This window comes from Streptomyces sp. NPDC085481, from assembly GCF_044541845.1.
Taxonomy (GTDB): domain Bacteria; phylum Actinomycetota; class Actinomycetes; order Streptomycetales; family Streptomycetaceae; genus Streptomyces.
Map to the genome: position 1 here is coordinate 855,804 of NZ_JBITTJ010000001.1, position 14,350 is coordinate 870,153.

Genomic DNA, 14,350 nt, shown 5'->3' on the forward strand with positions numbered 1-14,350 from the left:
CCATGGGGGAGTGACGACTTTGGCAGCACCGACCGGGGCACGCCGCAGACCGGAGCTGGCGGCCTTCTTACGGGGCCGGCGGGCCCGGGTGACACCCGCGGACGTGGGCATGCCGCCCGGGCTCAGACGGCGCACTCCGGGGCTGCGCCGGGAGGAGGTGGCCCAGCTCTCCGGTGTCGGCGTCACGTGGTACACGTGGCTGGAGCAGGGCCGCCCCATCAACGCCTCGTCCCAGGTGCTCGACGCGGTGGCCCGCACCCTGCGCCTGGACCGGCCGGAGCGCGAGCATCTGTACCACCTCGCCGAGGTGCCGTACGAGCCGGAGACGACGACCGAGTACGTGGCCTCGGTCAGCACCGAGATCCAGGGCATCCTGGACGCCCTGGTGCCCCACCCGGCCGTGGTCTACAACACGCGGTACGACGTGCTGGCGACGAACGCGACGTACGACCTGCTGTTCCTCCGGGACGACTGGGGACCGGACAGCGGCCCCCTGGGCATACGCAACGTGCTGTGGACCCTGTTCACCATGCCCGACCCCAAGTGCCCGGTGGTCGACAGGCATCTGGAGCTGCCGCTGATGGTGGCCCAGCTGCGCGGCGCGTACGGCCGCCATGTCGGCGAGCCCGCGTGGGAGTCGTTCGTCCGGCTGCTGTCCGAGGCCAGCCCGTACTTCGCGGAGCTGTGGGCCAGCGGTGACGTAGTGCCGCCGGGCACCCGCGTGAAGACCTTCCGGCACGAGCTGGTGGGCGAGATACGGATGACCTCGGTGTCGCTGTCGATCAACGGGATGCCGGAGTGCCGGATCGTCACCTACACACCGAACGACGAGGAGAGCCGCCGGGCCATCGACCTTCTGCCCGCCGGGAAGTGACGGGACGACCGGAGGGGGAAACGACGAATCCCGCCCCCTGATGGGGACGGGATTCGGTGACTGTGGAGCTAAGGAGAATTGAACTCCTGACCTCCTGCATGCCATGCAGGCGCTCTACCAACTGAGCTATAGCCCCTCGTGTTCTTCGCGCTCCGCGCTGCGAACAAGAAGAACTTTAGCCTGTGACCTGCCGGAAAGTGAAATCGGATCCGGCGAGGCCGCTCGCGCGACTCAGTCGTCGTCGCCGAGAACGGGCTCGGGCAGCGTGCCCGCGTTGTGCTCCATGAGGCGCCAGCCGCGCGCGCCCTCGCCGAGGACGGACCAGCAGCAGTTCGAGAGCCCGCCAAGGCTCTCCCAGTGCCGGGCCTCCAGGCCGAGCAGCCGGCCGATGGTGGTACGGATGGTGCCGCCGTGGCTGACCACGACGAGCGTGCCGTTCTCCGGCAGCTTCTCGGCGTGGCCGAGCACCACCGGGGCGGCCCGGTCGGCCACCTCGGTCTCCAGCTCGCCGCCACCACGGCGCACCGGTTCGCCGCGCTTCCACGCGGCGTACTGCTCGCCGAAGCGCGCGGTGATCTCGTCGTGGGTCAGCCCCTGCCACTCCCCCGCATAGGTCTCGCGCAGAGCGGAGTCGTGGGCCACGACGTGCCCGGTGATCGCGGAGAGCTCGGCGGCCGTGGACGCCGCACGCTTCAGGTCCGAGGCGACGATCGCGTCCGGATCCAGGGCCGCGAGCAGCCTGGCGGCCCGGCGCGCCTGGGCGACGCCGGTCTCGGTCAGCTCGATGTCCGTGGAACCCTGGAAGCGGCGCTCCAGGTTCCAGGACGTCTGGCCGTGCCGCCACAGGACGATGCGGCGGCCGGTGCCGCCCTTGCCGCTGGTCAGCTCAGCTCACCGTCCGCCCCGTCGATGCCCATCAGCCGGGCGTGCTCCTCCGCCTTGCCGCGGGTGTTCTTCGCGTCCTCGGGCAGCGGCAGCTCGGGGCAGTCCTTCCACAGCCGCTCCAGGGCGTAGAAGACGCGCTCCTCGCTGTGCTGGACGTGGACGACGATGTCGACGTAGTCGAGCAGGATCCAGCGGGCGTCGCGGTCGCCCTCCCGGCGGACCGGCTTGGCGCCGAGGTCCTTGTTCAGGCGCTCCTCGATCTCGTCGACGATCGACTTGACCTGGCGGTCGTTGGGCGCGGAGGCGAGCAGGAATGCGTCGGTGATCGACAGCACATCGCTGACGTCGTACGCGATGATGTCGTGCGCGAGCCGGTCGGCCGCCGCCTGGGCGGCGGCGTTGACGAGCTCGATGGAGCGATCCGTGGCGGTCACAAGCAGGCTTTCGTCGGCGGTCTGAGACACCTCAAGGGTCTCACGTACCGCCGACGGGCCCTAAAAGGATTAACGGAAGGTCATCGCTCGGCTCCGGGGATCTTGTAATCCTCGCCCAGGACCACGGTCACCTCGGCGTTTCCGGTGGCCTTGCCCTTGGTGACGGACCCGGCGGGCAGGCCCAGGGTCTTGGCGACCTCGGCGGCGGTCGCCTTCTGGGCGTCGTCGCCGTAGACGACCTGGGACTTCTCCTCAGTGCCGGCCTTGGCGCCGCCGACCACCGCGTAACCGCCGTTGATCAGGACCACCCGGGCCGCCTCGGTGGCGTCCTTGCCGGTGGCGTCGCGGATCGCGACCCGGGTCGCCGCGCCCTGCTCGGGGGCGGTGACCTTGCCGCCGAGGATGTCCTTGACCACGCTGTCGCCGGTGGCCTCGCTGAGCGAGCCGTCGGCCTCGACGGGCAGCAGCGCCGTCTTGTAGGCGCCGACCTTGGCGTGTTCGGCGAGCTTCGCGAGCGAGGCGCCGAGGTCCTTCTCGGGCAGCGACGGGTCGAGGATCTGGACGAGGGACTCGATGGTGACCGTGGCGGCCTTGGGGTCGTCGGAGATCTTCCGCAGCACCCCGTACATGACCTGGCCGAAGCGCTGGAGCTGCTTGGCCTCGGCCTCGCCGGGCGCACGGTAGGTGGCGTAGGCGACGGCGGCGCGGCCGTTGAGGGTCTGGTTCTCGCCCTTCTTGACCAGCGGCTCGGCGCCGGGCTTGGCGTCGGGGATGTCGGTGTCGGTGGTGATGTCGATGTTGCCGACGAGCTCGACGAGGTTCTCCAGGTACGGGGTGTCGAGCCGCCAGGTGCCGGTGATCTTCGTGCCCAGGAGGTTGCCGACGGCCTCGCGGGTGCCGCTGGAGCCGTCGTCCTCGACGGACTTGGCGAGCGTGGTGGTGGCGCCCTCGTCGTCGGCGACGGCGAGCGCGTTGGGGAGCAGGACGGTGGTGCCCTGCTTGGTGGTGGAGTTGTCCACGAGGAGGGCGGTGGAGGTGCCGCCGCCCTTGGTGTTGTGCAGGTGGACGACGATCGTGTCCCGCTTCTGCGGTCCGGTGGCGGTGTTCTGCTTCTGCTCGTCGCCGCCCGTGCCGGGGAGCTTGCCGGCCGACCAGAGGTAGCCGACGCCGCCGACCGCGGCGAGCACGAGGACCACGACGAGGGCGGCGACGCGGTTGCGGCCGCGGCGGCGGGCCTCCTCGCGGCGCTCGGAGCGGCTCTCGGTGAACTTGAGCCAGTCGATGACGTCCTCGGAGTCCTCGTCGGGCTCCTCGATGAACGAGAACTGCTCGGTGCGGTAGTCGCGACCGTCGCCGTCCGGGGCGGGACGCTGACCGGGCACGGCGGCGGGCGGAGCGGGCTCGGGGGCCCGGGCGGGTGCCTGGGCGGGGGGCGGGACCTGCGGGGCGACCTCGGTCCGGACGGCCCACTGCTGCCCGGTCTGGTCGACCTGGCCCATCTGGCCCGTCGTGTCGTACGCCGTGTAGTCGTACGGGGGCTGCTGGGCGTACGGGTCGTGCTGGGGCTGCTGGGGCTGCTGCGGGTGCTGGGGCTGCTGCACCGGCTGCCCGTACGGGTCGTAGCCGTAGTGCTGCTGCTGGCCCTGGGCCGGCTGCTGCTGGGCGTACGGGTCGTAGTGCTGCTGCGGGACCTGCTGCTGGTACACCGGCTGCCCGTACTCGTCGTAGCCGATGATCTGCGGCTGCGGATAGTACGGGTCGTACGGGTGCTGCTGATCGTTCACCGGTGCCCCTCCCCGAGGCTCACTCGCCGCGGTACAACTGGCGCTTGTCGATGTAGCGCACCACACCGTCCGGGACCAAATACCAGACCGGGTCGCCCTGCGCGACCCTCGCCCGGCAGTCGGTGGAGGAGATGGCGAGCGCGGGGACCTCGACCAGCGAGACCCCGCCCTTGGGCAGACCGTCGTCGGTGAGGTCATGGCCCGGACGGGTGACGCCGATGAAGTGGGCGAGCGCGAAGAGTTCCTCGGCGTCGCGCCAGGTGAGGATCTGCGACAGCGCGTCGGCGCCGGTGATGAAGAAGAGGTCCGAGTCGCTGTTGAGGGAGCGCAGGTCCCGCAGTGTGTCGATGGTGTACGTCGCCCCGCCGCGGTCGATGTCGATGCGGCTGACGGAGAACTGCGGGTTGGACGCGGTGGCGATGACCGTCATCAGATAGCGGTCCTCGGCCGGCGAGACGGCCTTGTGGCTCTTCTGCCAGGGCTCCCCGGTCGGCACGAACACCACCTCGTCGAGGTGGAACAGGGCGGCCACCTCGCTGGCGGCCACCAGGTGTCCGTGGTGGATCGGATCAAACGTTCCGCCCATCACGCCGAGTCGGCGCTTGCCGCGGCCGCCAGTAGGCACTTCCTGCTCTCCCATGCGTGCAGAGCCTACTGGCACGGCGGCGGACGCCGGATCAGCGGCCTCTCGGCTCAGCGGTCGCGGTTGAAGCGGGTGGTGATCCAGAGCAGGAGGAGCAGCGCGCCGAGCGCACCGAAACCGGTGAGGTACGGGCTGAGGCTTTCGTGGTTGCCGCCGTGCTCGGCGCCCTCGGAGGCGAGCGTGACCAGGTTGGCGGCAGTGGCGTGGAGGCTCATCTTCGGCAGGACCTTCGATCGGGGATGGGAGCGGAGACTTCGCGCACATCGTATGCGGGACGTCGCAGCGCGCTCACGCCGACTCAGGCGTTGGCGTCGTCGGCGCGCTTTTCGGCACCGGTCGCGCTGTCCCCGTCACGCCCGGCGCCCTCGGCGTCCTGAGCATCGCCGGCCTCGCGGGCCTCGCCGGCCTCGCGGGCGTCGCGGGCCTCGCGGGCGTCGCGGGCTTCGTCGGCGTTTCCGCCGTAGCCGCGCAGCAACAACCAGGCGAGCAGGGCGACGCCCACGATCGAGGCCAGCAGCACGATGCGGAGCGTGTTGCCCAGGCCCGGCTGGTCCGTCGTGGCGAGCAGGGTGGTGACGGCGGTGGTCGCGGGGTCCGTCATGGCGTCGTGCTCCTCGGTTGTCCACGGTGCCCGAGTTATCCACAGGCTCCGCCACACGGTAGCCCGCTCGCCTAGTCTGGGTTGCGTCAGGGGGACGAGCACCGACTCGTACGAACAGGGGGCATCCATGACCGAGAACCACAAGGAGAACCTGCCGGGCAGGCAGCGCAAGCGCTTCGCCGGTATCTCCTCGCGGGCCTACGAGCACCCGGCCGACCGCTCTGCTCTGGTCGCGCTGCGCAAGCTGAGCGGCTTCGACACCGTCTTCAAGGCGCTGAGCGCGCTGCTGCCCGAGCGCAGCCTGCGGCTGCTGTTCCTCTCCGACTCCGTGCGGGTGAGCGACGCGCAGTTCGCCCACCTCAACGACATGCTGCGGGACGCCTGTTACATCCTGGACCTGGAGAAGGTCCCGCCGATGTACGTCACGCAGGACCCGCAGCCGAACGCGATGTGCATCGGCCTGGACGAGCCGATCATCGTGGTCACCACCGGGCTCGTCGAGCTGCTCGACGAGGAGGAGATGCGCGCGGTCGTCGGACACGAGGTGGGCCACGCACTGTCCGGCCACTCCGTGTACCGGACGATCCTGCTCTTCCTCACCAGCCTGGCGCTCAAGGTCGCCTGGATCCCGTTGGGGAACGTGGCGATCATGGCGATCGTGACGGCGCTGCGCGAGTGGTTCCGCAAGTCGGAACTGTCCGCCGACCGGGCCGGACTGCTGGTGGGCCAGGACCTCCAGGCCTCGATGCGCGGGCTGATGAAGATCGCGGGCGGCAACCACCTGCACGAGATGAACGTGGACGCCTTCCTCGCCCAGGCCGACGAGTACGAGAAGGGCGGCGACCTGCGCGACTCCGTGCTGAAGATCCTCAACGTGATGCCGCGCTCGCACCCGTTCACCACCGTCCGGGCGGCCGAGCTGAAGAAGTGGTCCGAGACCCGCGACTACCAGCGGATCATGGACGGGCACTACCCGAAGCGCTCCGAGGACAAGGACGCCTCGGTGACCGACTCCTTGCGCGAGTCGGGGCGGCACTACGCCGAGACCGTGCGGACCAGCAAGGATCCGCTGATGAAGCTGGTCACCGACATAGCCGGCGGCGCCGGGGACCTCGCGGGCGACCTGGGCGGCAAGCTGTTCGGCCGGTTCGGCGGCGGTCAGGGCTCGGGCCAGGGCTCGGGCTCGGCCCAGGGCACCACGGGCGCGCAGAGCGGCGAAGGCGGCGAGGGTGGCAAGCCCGGCGCGGACGGCGCGGACGGGGAGCGCGGTCAGAGCGAGCGCTGAACACTCGGCGAGCGCTGAACACTCGGTCAGAGCGAGGGCTGGGCGTTTCCTCAGAGCGAGGGCTGAGCGTTCGGGGCCAGCGTGCCGCAGAGCGAGGAGGTGGTGGGCCGGCCCGTGGCGTAGGGGTCGGTGACCGCCTGGCGGGTCCGCTCGGCCCGCTCGCCCGCGAGCAGCGGACGCAGCGAGCCGGTGGTGTCGGCGTCGCAGGCCTGCGGGCCGGCCTGGACGGTGCTGGTGACCAGCTCGGCGCGGTGCATCCGCAGGTCGTCGCGGTCGAAGCGGAAACGCAGCTCGCGGTGGACGGTAAACAGCGAGGCCCGCGCCTGCGGGCCGGTGCCCGAGGCGGCGGGGCGGACGGCGTAGGTGAAGGTGTGGTCCGTCGTGACCTCGAGCACCTCGGCGTTGATCTCCGCGAAGTGCAGGGTGCCCTGGACCCGGGCGTTCGGGGCGGCGAGGGCCACCTCGTGGGGGTCGAAGCGGACCAGCCAGCCGGCGACCGCGTGGCGGCCGTCGTCCTTGGGCGACTCGACGCTCCGGTCGAACTGCTCCAGCTGGTCCGGGTCGACGAGCAGGCGCACGGGGCGGGCGGTCACGCCGGTCAGGACGTCGGGTTCGAGCGAGGAGGCGACCAGGTAGTCCTTGGCGATGCTGAGGGCCGTGACGACCTGGCTCTCGGAGAAATGGGGGGTGCGTGCGACGAGGGGGAGGTTGATGCCGGCGGCGCCGCTGCGGTATTCGGCGGCGGGGCTGTGGGAGAAGAGCCGGTCGGGTTCGCCGCCCGTCACCGGGCCCTGGGGGGCGAGCGGGACCACCGTGGTGCGCAGCGGGTCGGCCCGCTGGTCGACGGGGGGCTGGTAGGGGTTGCGGACGCCGAGATAGACCGCGGTGCCGAAGGCGAGCAGGATCAGCAGGACGAGCAGCAGGGCCTGCCGGGAGGCGGTTCTCCCCTCCCAGGCCGGGCGGGAGCGGACGGCCTGGGCGTGCTCCCCCATCCGTTCCTGGGCGGAGAACTCCTGGAGCCGGGCAGCACGGACGAACGCCTCGTCGAAGACGACGGATCGGTACTCGTCCTCACCGCCGGGGACTCCCTCGGGTGTCCCCTCAGGCGGGTCGCCACGCCCTGCCATACCTTCAGGGTAGGTCCGCGGAAGCTCCGGTAAACGCCCAGGTACACGACAACTTCCGAAGATTCCGACCGAAGAATTCCGGCACGACTGCGGCGAACGGGTCAGGGCGCGCCCGGAGCGGCCGGAACCGGGGGCGCGGAGGGCACCGGGGCCGCGGACGGGACGGTGGGAGGTTTGTCGACTCCGGTGGTGGCCGGCGGAGGGATCCGGTCCTGCCGGTTGGCGGAGGCGCCGCGGTAGACGGCGCTGAACGCGAGGGCGACCATGCCGACGCCCATCACCAGGGCGAGCACCCAGGCGACGGGACGGTGCCAGCGGGCGCTGCCGCGGTAGGGGCGCAGAGCGCCACCGTGGGGGCCGTAGGGGCCGAAGTCGTCGTCGGCGGTGTCGGGGTCGTAGCCCTCGCGGAAGCGGCCGGAATCGGCCGGGTCGTGGCCGTCCTCGTAGAGCTCGTCGTCGGCGAGGCCCGCCACGGCCCTTGCGCGGGCGGCCTCGGCCTCGGCGCGGGCCTGGGCGGCGGCGAGCAGGCGCTCTACGGCGGTCGGCTCGTGGATCTCGGCGGCCCGGACGAAGTCCTCGTCGAAGACCACGGTGGCGAAATCCTCTTCGGCGCCTCCGCGGTCGACAGAGTCCTCAGGGTCCCCGCCGTCCTGAAACGGCCTGCCCCCCACGTCGTCCGGCACGGATTCAGAGTAGACCGGGGAGGGGGTTTTGGGCAGGGAGAGCGCGAACCGTCCCTGCCCGCTCCGCAGGGCGTCGGTTACCGTACGTGACCGTCGCCGGTCACGATGTACTTGGTGGAGGTGAGTTCCGGAAGGCCCATGGGGCCCCGGGCGTGCAGCTTCTGGGTGGAGATGCCGATCTCGGCGCCGAAGCCGAACTGTCCGCCGTCCGTGAAGCGCGTGGAGGCGTTGACGGCGACGGTGGTCGAGTCGACCAGCTGGGTGAAGCGGCGGGCCGCGGCCTGGGAGGTGGTGACGATGGCCTCGGTGTGACCGGAGGACCAGAGCCGGATGTGCTCGACGGCCTTGTCGAGGGAGTCGACGACGGCGGCGGCGATGTCGTAGGAGAGGTACTCGGTCTCCCAGTCCTCGGGGGTGGCCGGGACGACGGTGGCCTTGGTGCCCTCGGCGTGGGCGAGGACGCGGTCGTCGGCGTGCACGGTGACGCCGGCCTCGGCCAGGGCGGAGAGCGCGCGCGGCAGGAACTCGGCGGCGATGTCCTGGTGGACCAGGAGGGTCTCGGCGGCGTTGCAGACGCTGACCCGCTGGGCCTTGGAGTTGATCAGGATGTCGACGGCCATGTCGAGGTCGGCCTGGGCGTCGACGTAGACGTGGCAGTTGCCGGTGCCGGTCTCGATGACCGGGACGGTGGACTCCTCGACGACCGTGCGGATCAGGGAGGCACCGCCGCGCGGGATCAGGACGTCGACGAGGCCGCGGGCGCGCATCAGCTCGCGGACCGAGTCGCGGGACTCGCCGGGCACGAGCTGGATGGCGTCGGCGGGCAGGCCGGCCCCTCCGACGGCGTCGCGCAGGACCTTCACCAGGGCGGTGTTGGAGGAGTACGCGGAGGACGAGCCGCGCAGCAGGACGGCGTTGCCGGACTTGAGGCAGAGGGCGGCGGCGTCGACGGTGACGTTGGGGCGGGCCTCGTAGATGATGCCGACGACGCCGAGCGGGACGCGGACCTGGCGCAGGTCGATGCCGTTGGGGAGGGTGGAGCCGCGGACGACCTCGCCGACCGGGTCGGGCAGAGCGGCCACGTGGCGGACGTCCGCGGCGATGGCCCGCACCCGTTCGGGGGTGAGGGTGAGCCGGTCGATGACGCTCTCGCTGGTGCCGGCCTCGCGGGCGCGGGCGACGTCCTCGGCGTTGGCCTCGACGATCTCGGCCGTGCGGACCTCCAGGGCGTCCGCGACGGCCAGCAGGGCGTCGTCCTTCGTCGCGCGCGGGAGTGGCGCGATTTCGGCGGCCGCGGCGCGGGCCCGGTAGGCGGCCTGGGCGACCGGGGACATGTTGTCGAAGGGCATGAGCGAGGTCATGCCCGCAGGGTACTGGCACCTCTGCGGACATCCCTCACGTATCCATCCCCTGTCCCGCAGTGCGAGACGCCCGGTGGCCGGATGCCGTCAGTACGGGTGGACGCCCACCGGCGCCGCCGGCGGCGGGCCGTAGCCCTCGGCGATGCGCAGGTGGTAGGTCTCGCGGTCGATGACCTCCAGGCCGACGATCTCCCAGGGCGGCAGCTTGGCGCTCTGCCGGTGCTCGCCCCACAGTCGCAGGGCGACGGCCGCGGCGTCGTGGAGGTCGCGGGCCTCCTCCCAGTAGCGGATCTCGGCGTGGTCGGTGGCATAGCGGCTGGTCAGCAGGAAGGGGTGGTCGTGGGCCAGCTGCTCGAGGGCCCGGCGCACCTCCTTCAGCGGGGCCTGCGCACCGGAGACGCTGAGGGTGATGTGCCACAGCTTCGACACCTCCACCTCCACCTCCCGGTCGGGTGCCTGTGTCTGCGCTGACTCGGATTCCTTGTCGAAGTCGGCTCCGGCCTCGACGCTCGTCAGGGCGCGTTCGGCCGTCCCGCGGGGCATGGCCCCTGGGCGCGCTCGTCTCACCGGCGGCCTCCTGTGTGATGCCTGTGCTGCGTTGCTGCTGCGTGTGCTGCGCGTGCTGGTGTTCCCCGCCCTCTCCGTGCCCCCGAGACAAAGTTGACCAGCCCGGGGCGGCGCATGGGGCGGTTTTGGTAAAGGTCCCTACCGGATGACCAGACTTTCAGCCGTTTCGGTTCACATGACGACCAGGTCGTCCCGGTGGACGACCTCACGTTCGTACTCCGGACCGAGCTCGCGGGCGAGCTCGTGGGTGGAGCGGCCGAGCAGCTGGGGGATCTCCTTGGCGTCGAAGTTGACCAGTCCGCGAGCGACGGCGCGGCCCGCGGTGTCGCGCAGCTCGACCGGGTCGCCAGCCGTGAACTCGCCCTCGACGGCGGCGATTCCGGCGGCGAGCAGCGACTTCTTGCCGTCGACCACGGCCCGTACGGCCCCGTCGTCGAGGGTCAGCGCGCCCAGCGGGGTGGAGGCGTGCGCGAGCCAGAGCAGCCGGTCGGCGGAGCGGCGGCCGGTGCGGTGGAAGTACGTGCCGGTGTCGCGGCCGGCGAGGGCGTCGGCGGCGCGGACGGCCGAGGTGAGGACGACGGGGATGCCGGCGGCGGCGGCGATCCGGGCGGCCTCGACCTTGGTGACCATGCCGCCGGTGCCGACGCCCGCCTTGCCGGCCGAGCCGATCTCGACGTGGGCGATGTCGGCGGGGCCGGTGACCTCGGCGATCCGCGAGGTGCCGGGCTTGGACGGGTCGCCGTCGTAGAGCCCGTCGACGTCGGAGAGCAGGACGAGCAGGTCGGCGCGGACGAGGTGGGCGACAAGGGCGGCGAGCCGGTCGTTGTCGCCGAAGCGGATCTCGTCGGTGGCGACGGTGTCGTTCTCGTTGACGACCGGCAGGGCGCCCATGGCGAGCAGCTGGTCGAGGGTCCGGTAGGCGTTGCGGTAGTGGGCGCGGCGGCTGGTGTCGTCGGTGGTGAGCAGCACCTGGCCGACGCGGACGCCGTAGCGCGCGAAGGAGGCGGTGTAGCGGGCGACGAGCAGGCCCTGGCCGACGCTGGCGGCGGCCTGCTGCCGGGCCAGGTCCTTGGGCCGCCGGGTGAGGCCGAGCGGGGCGAGGCCCGCGGCGATGGCGCCGGAGGAGACCAGGACGATCTCCTTCTCGCCGCCGCTGCGGACCTTGGCGAGGACGTCGACGAGGGCGTCGACCCGGTCGGCGTCGAGGCCGCCGGACGCGGTGGTCAGTGAGGAGGAGCCGACCTTCACCACGATCCTGCGGGCTTCCGTCACGTACTGCCTTGCCTCTGTCACCTGCGTCGACCCCATCGTGCCTGTCCTGCTCGCCTCGGCTGTCCGTCGCGCAATCTACGCGAGTCGGGACGGCGGCCGCCCGCCTATTCCGATGGCTGGACCGGCGCCGGGTGGACGGGCTCCCGGGTGTGGGCGTCCCAGGCCGAGGCGATCATGGCGCGGACGTCGTGGCGGGCCTTCCAGCCCAGTTCGGTGGAGATCCGCTCGGCGGAGGCGACCACCTTCGCCGGGTCGCCGGGCCGCCGGGCGACGACCTGTGGCTCGACGGCGCTGCCGGTGACCTCGCGGATGAGGTCGATCATCTCCCGTACCGAAACGCCCTCCCCGCGGCCGATGTTCAGGGTGAGGTCGCGGAACTCGCCCGCGGCGGCGAGCTCGGTGAGCCGGCGGGCGGCGGCGAGGTGGGCGTCGGCGAGGTCGGCGACGTGGATGTAGTCGCGGACGCAGGTGCCGTCGGGGGTCGGGTAGTCGTCGCCGAAGATCAGCGGCGGCTGTCCGGAGTCGAGGCGCTCGAAGACCATGGGTACGAGGTTGAAGACGCCGGTGTCGGCGAGTTCGGGGACGGCGGTGCCGGCGACGTTGAAGTAGCGCAGGCAGGCGGTGGCCATGCCGTGGGCCCGGCCGGCGGAGCGGACCATCCACTCGCCGGTGACCTTGGTCTCACCGTACGGGCTGAGTGGCGCGCAGGGGGTGTCCTCGGTGACCAGGTCGGTGTCGGGCATGCCGTACACGGAGGCGGAGGAGGAGAAGAGGAAGGCGCCGACGCCGGCCTCGACGGCCGCTTCGAGCAGGATCTGCAGGCCGGTGACGTTCTCGCGGTAGTAGAGGAGCGGGCGTTCGACGGATTCGCCGACGGCCTTCTTCGCCGCGAGGTGGACGATCCCCCGGACCGCGTGCGTGCGCAGCACGCGGTCGACGAAGGGGCGGTCCAGGAGGGTGCCGCGCTCCAGCGGTACGCCCGCGGGCACCCGGGCCGGGTCGCCGGTGGAGAGGTCGTCCAGGACGACCACCCGCTCGCCGGCCTCGGCCAGGGACTTGACGACATGGGAACCGATGTAGCCGGCGCCGCCGGTGATGAGCCACGTCATTCGGGCAGCCTAACGCGAAGGGGGGCAGAACGGCGGTGGCCCGGCACTTCCCCCGAGGGGAACCGCCGGGCCACCGCCACGAGTCGGGACGCTCAGCCCTGCCGGCCGAGCCGACCACGCAAGGCTCGGTCCCGCCGGCCGAGCCGAGGCCGGACGCTCAGCCCTGCCGGCCGAGCTCTGCCCGGAACGCCAGGCAGTCCTCGTACACCGGCAGGATGCCGGCCTCGCGGGCCTGCGCGAGGGTCGGGCCCTGGGCGTCCTTCGCGGACAGCTCGGGCTCGCCGTCGACCGGCCACTCGATGCCGATCTCCGCGTCCAGCGGGTAGACCGTGCGCTCGCGCTGCGGCGCGTATCCCTCGGAGCAGAGGTAGGTGACGGTCGCGTCGTCGGTAAGCGCGCAGAAGCCGTGGCCGAGGCCCTCGGAGAGGTAGACGGCCTTGCGGTCCTTGTCGTCGAGGCGCACGGCCTCCCAGCGGCCGAAGGTCGGCGAGCCGACCCGTACGTCCACGATGATGTCGAGCACCGCTCCGCGGACGCAGGTCACGTACTTGGCCTGGCCGGGCGGGACGTCGGCGAAGTGGATGCCGCGCACGACACCGGCGGCCGAGACCGACAGGTTGGCCTGCTTCAGGCCGAGCGGGTGGCCGACGGCCTCGGCGATCGCCTCCGCCTTGTACCACTCGAGGAACAGGCCGCGGGCGTCGCCGTGCTGCTGGGGGGTGAACTCCCAGGCGCCCTCGATGCCGAGGGGGTTGACCTTCATGGAAGGGTCTTTCCTTTCTCGGGGCCGGGGGCCTCAGGACTCGTACGCGAGCAGGTTGAGCAGGTAGTCGCCGTAGCCGCTCTTGGTCAGCGGCTCGGCGAGCGCGCGCAGCTGCGCGTCGTCGATGAACCCGGCGCGCCAGGCGGCCTCTTCGAGGCAGCCGATCTTCATGCCCTGGCGTTCCTCGACCACGCGGACGTACTCGGAGGCCTGGACGAGGGACTGGAAGGTGCCGGTGTCGAGCCAGACGGTGCCGCGGTCGAGGACCGAGACCTGCAGCTCGCCGCGGTCGAGGTAGTACTTGTTGACGTCGGTGATCTCCAGCTCGCCGCGGCCGCTGGGCTTGAGGCCCTTGGCGATCTCGACGACCCGGCTGTCGTAGAAGTAGAGACCCGGGACCGCGTAGCGGGACTTGGGGTTCTTCGGCTTCTCCTCGATGGAACGGGCGACGCCGTTCTCGTCGAAGTCGACGACACCGTAGGCGGTGGGGTCGGAGACGGCGTGGGCGAAGACGACGCCGCCGTCGGGCTGCCGGTAGTCCGCGAGCTGCCGGCCGAGGCCGACACCGTGGAAGATGTTGTCGCCGAGGATCAGCGCGACGGGCTCGTCACCGATGAATTCCTCGCCGATGACGAATGCCTCGGCAATTCCGTTGGGGTGTTCCTGAGTGGCGAACTGGATGTTGAGCCCGAAATCGGACCCGTCGCCGAGGAGGCGCTCGAACTGGGGGCGCTCCTCCGGGCCGGTGATGATCAGAATGTCCCGGAGACCCGCCATCACGAGGGTCGACAGGGGGTAATAGATCATCGGCTTGTCGAAGACCGGCATCAGCTGCTTCGACACGGCTCGGGTGATCGGCCACAGTCGGGAGCCGGTACCACCGGCAAGCAAAATTCCACGCATGGGCACGCAGCCTACGGCAGCCCCACGGGGCGGCTCACCACCGCGGCCGTGAGAACGGC

16 protein-coding genes and 1 tRNA gene are annotated in these 14,350 nt (G+C 71.4%); 2 read left to right on the forward strand and 15 right to left on the reverse strand.

All coding sequences use genetic code 11. The features are described from left to right. Positions 1-10 precede the first annotated feature (10 nt). Positions 11-874, forward strand: coding sequence for a helix-turn-helix transcriptional regulator (locus tag ACIGEZ_RS03980; RefSeq protein ID WP_399825317.1), 864 nt, complete (start codon positions 11-13; stop codon positions 872-874). A 63-nt stretch (positions 875-937) separates the two neighbouring features. On the opposite strand, the gene ACIGEZ_RS03985 is transcribed toward ACIGEZ_RS03980, so the two are convergent. The 7 genes from ACIGEZ_RS03985 to ACIGEZ_RS04015 all read right to left on the reverse strand — a co-directional run bounded on the left by ACIGEZ_RS03985 (position 938) and on the right by ACIGEZ_RS04015 (position 5,221). Further along, positions 938-1,010 (reverse strand) — tRNA-Ala (locus ACIGEZ_RS03985). Between the two features lie 95 nt (positions 1,011-1,105). Next, positions 1,106-1,759 (reverse strand): histidine phosphatase family protein, encoded by a 654-nt coding sequence (locus tag ACIGEZ_RS03990; RefSeq protein ID WP_399826209.1) that lies wholly within the window; start codon positions 1,757-1,759, stop codon positions 1,106-1,108. Continuing rightward, positions 1,756-2,193: a ribosome silencing factor gene (gene rsfS / locus ACIGEZ_RS03995; RefSeq protein ID WP_399825320.1), complete on the reverse strand. Its 438-nt coding sequence runs from the start codon at positions 2,191-2,193 to the stop codon at positions 1,756-1,758. Before rsfS ends, ACIGEZ_RS03990 begins: the two co-directional genes overlap by 4 nt. A gap of 80 nt (positions 2,194-2,273) precedes the next feature. Next, on the reverse strand, positions 2,274-3,977 hold the full coding sequence (locus tag ACIGEZ_RS04000; protein ID WP_399825322.1) for an LCP family protein: 1,704 nt from the start codon (positions 3,975-3,977) through the stop codon (positions 2,274-2,276). 19 nt (positions 3,978-3,996) lie between these two features. After that, complete coding sequence (gene nadD / locus ACIGEZ_RS04005; RefSeq protein ID WP_399825324.1) at positions 3,997-4,617, reverse strand: nicotinate-nucleotide adenylyltransferase; 621 nt, start codon at positions 4,615-4,617, stop codon at positions 3,997-3,999. A 53-nt stretch (positions 4,618-4,670) separates the two neighbouring features. Beyond that, positions 4,671-4,835, reverse strand: a complete 165-nt coding sequence (locus tag ACIGEZ_RS04010; protein ID WP_399825326.1) for a hypothetical protein — start codon at positions 4,833-4,835, stop codon at positions 4,671-4,673. A gap of 83 nt (positions 4,836-4,918) precedes the next feature. Continuing rightward, positions 4,919-5,221, reverse strand: a complete 303-nt coding sequence (locus tag ACIGEZ_RS04015) for a hypothetical protein (protein ID WP_399825328.1) — start codon at positions 5,219-5,221, stop codon at positions 4,919-4,921. A gap of 127 nt (positions 5,222-5,348) precedes the next feature. Between ACIGEZ_RS04015 and ACIGEZ_RS04020 the strand changes: the two genes are divergently transcribed. Further along, positions 5,349-6,506, forward strand: coding sequence for a M48 family metallopeptidase (locus ACIGEZ_RS04020; protein ID WP_399825331.1), 1,158 nt, complete (start codon positions 5,349-5,351; stop codon positions 6,504-6,506). 50 nt (positions 6,507-6,556) lie between these two features. Here ACIGEZ_RS04020 and ACIGEZ_RS04025 read toward each other — a convergent pair whose 3' ends face one another. The 8 genes from ACIGEZ_RS04025 to rfbA all read right to left on the reverse strand — a co-directional run bounded on the left by ACIGEZ_RS04025 (position 6,557) and on the right by rfbA (position 14,291). Beyond that, entirely contained in the window at positions 6,557-7,633 is a 1,077-nt protein-coding gene (locus ACIGEZ_RS04025; protein WP_399825333.1) for a hypothetical protein, read from the reverse strand. Positions 7,634-7,734: 101 nt separating this feature from the next. Further along, on the reverse strand, positions 7,735-8,316 hold the full coding sequence (locus ACIGEZ_RS04030) for a hypothetical protein (protein ID WP_399825335.1): 582 nt from the start codon (positions 8,314-8,316) through the stop codon (positions 7,735-7,737). Between the two features lie 77 nt (positions 8,317-8,393). After that, the gene (locus ACIGEZ_RS04035) at positions 8,394-9,677 is read right to left on the reverse strand and encodes a glutamate-5-semialdehyde dehydrogenase (RefSeq protein WP_399825337.1); all 1,284 of its coding nucleotides are present in this window, start codon (positions 9,675-9,677) and stop codon (positions 8,394-8,396) included. 87 nt (positions 9,678-9,764) lie between these two features. Continuing rightward, entirely contained in the window at positions 9,765-10,244 is a 480-nt protein-coding gene (locus ACIGEZ_RS04040) for a hypothetical protein (protein ID WP_399825340.1), read from the reverse strand. Between the two features lie 171 nt (positions 10,245-10,415). Continuing rightward, positions 10,416-11,552 (reverse strand): glutamate 5-kinase, encoded by a 1,137-nt coding sequence (proB, locus tag ACIGEZ_RS04045; protein ID WP_399825342.1) that lies wholly within the window; start codon positions 11,550-11,552, stop codon positions 10,416-10,418. Between the two features lie 68 nt (positions 11,553-11,620). Beyond that, entirely contained in the window at positions 11,621-12,625 is a 1,005-nt protein-coding gene (gene galE, locus ACIGEZ_RS04050) for a UDP-glucose 4-epimerase GalE (protein WP_399825345.1), read from the reverse strand. 157 nt (positions 12,626-12,782) lie between these two features. Beyond that, the gene (rfbC, locus tag ACIGEZ_RS04055) at positions 12,783-13,388 is read right to left on the reverse strand and encodes a dTDP-4-dehydrorhamnose 3,5-epimerase (protein ID WP_399825347.1); all 606 of its coding nucleotides are present in this window, start codon (positions 13,386-13,388) and stop codon (positions 12,783-12,785) included. A gap of 33 nt (positions 13,389-13,421) precedes the next feature. Continuing rightward, positions 13,422-14,291, reverse strand: coding sequence for a glucose-1-phosphate thymidylyltransferase RfbA (gene rfbA, locus ACIGEZ_RS04060; RefSeq protein ID WP_399825349.1), 870 nt, complete (start codon positions 14,289-14,291; stop codon positions 13,422-13,424). Positions 14,292-14,350: the final 59 nt, after the last annotated feature.

Excerpts from the sequence above, each read along its gene's own strand:
- nadD (WP_399825324.1), bottom strand. The coding sequence starts at position 4,617 with ATGGGAGAGCAGGAAGTGCCTACTGGCGGCCGCGGCAAGCGCCGACTC.
- ACIGEZ_RS04010 (WP_399825326.1), bottom strand. The coding sequence starts at position 4,835 with ATGAGCCTCCACGCCACTGCCGCCAACCTGGTCACGCTCGCCTCCGAG.
- ACIGEZ_RS04015 (WP_399825328.1), bottom strand. The coding sequence starts at position 5,221 with ATGACGGACCCCGCGACCACCGCCGTCACCACCCTGCTCGCCACGACG.
- ACIGEZ_RS04020 (WP_399825331.1), top strand. The coding sequence starts at position 5,349 with ATGACCGAGAACCACAAGGAGAACCTGCCGGGCAGGCAGCGCAAGCGC.
- ACIGEZ_RS04025 (WP_399825333.1), bottom strand. The coding sequence starts at position 7,633 with ATGGCAGGGCGTGGCGACCCGCCTGAGGGGACACCCGAGGGAGTCCCC.
- ACIGEZ_RS04035 (WP_399825337.1), bottom strand. The coding sequence starts at position 9,677 with ATGACCTCGCTCATGCCCTTCGACAACATGTCCCCGGTCGCCCAGGCC.
- proB (WP_399825342.1), bottom strand. The coding sequence starts at position 11,552 with ATGGGGTCGACGCAGGTGACAGAGGCAAGGCAGTACGTGACGGAAGCC.
- galE (WP_399825345.1), bottom strand. The coding sequence starts at position 12,625 with ATGACGTGGCTCATCACCGGCGGCGCCGGCTACATCGGTTCCCATGTC.
- rfbC (WP_399825347.1), bottom strand. The coding sequence starts at position 13,388 with ATGAAGGTCAACCCCCTCGGCATCGAGGGCGCCTGGGAGTTCACCCCC.
- rfbA (WP_399825349.1), bottom strand. The coding sequence starts at position 14,291 with ATGCGTGGAATTTTGCTTGCCGGTGGTACCGGCTCCCGACTGTGGCCG.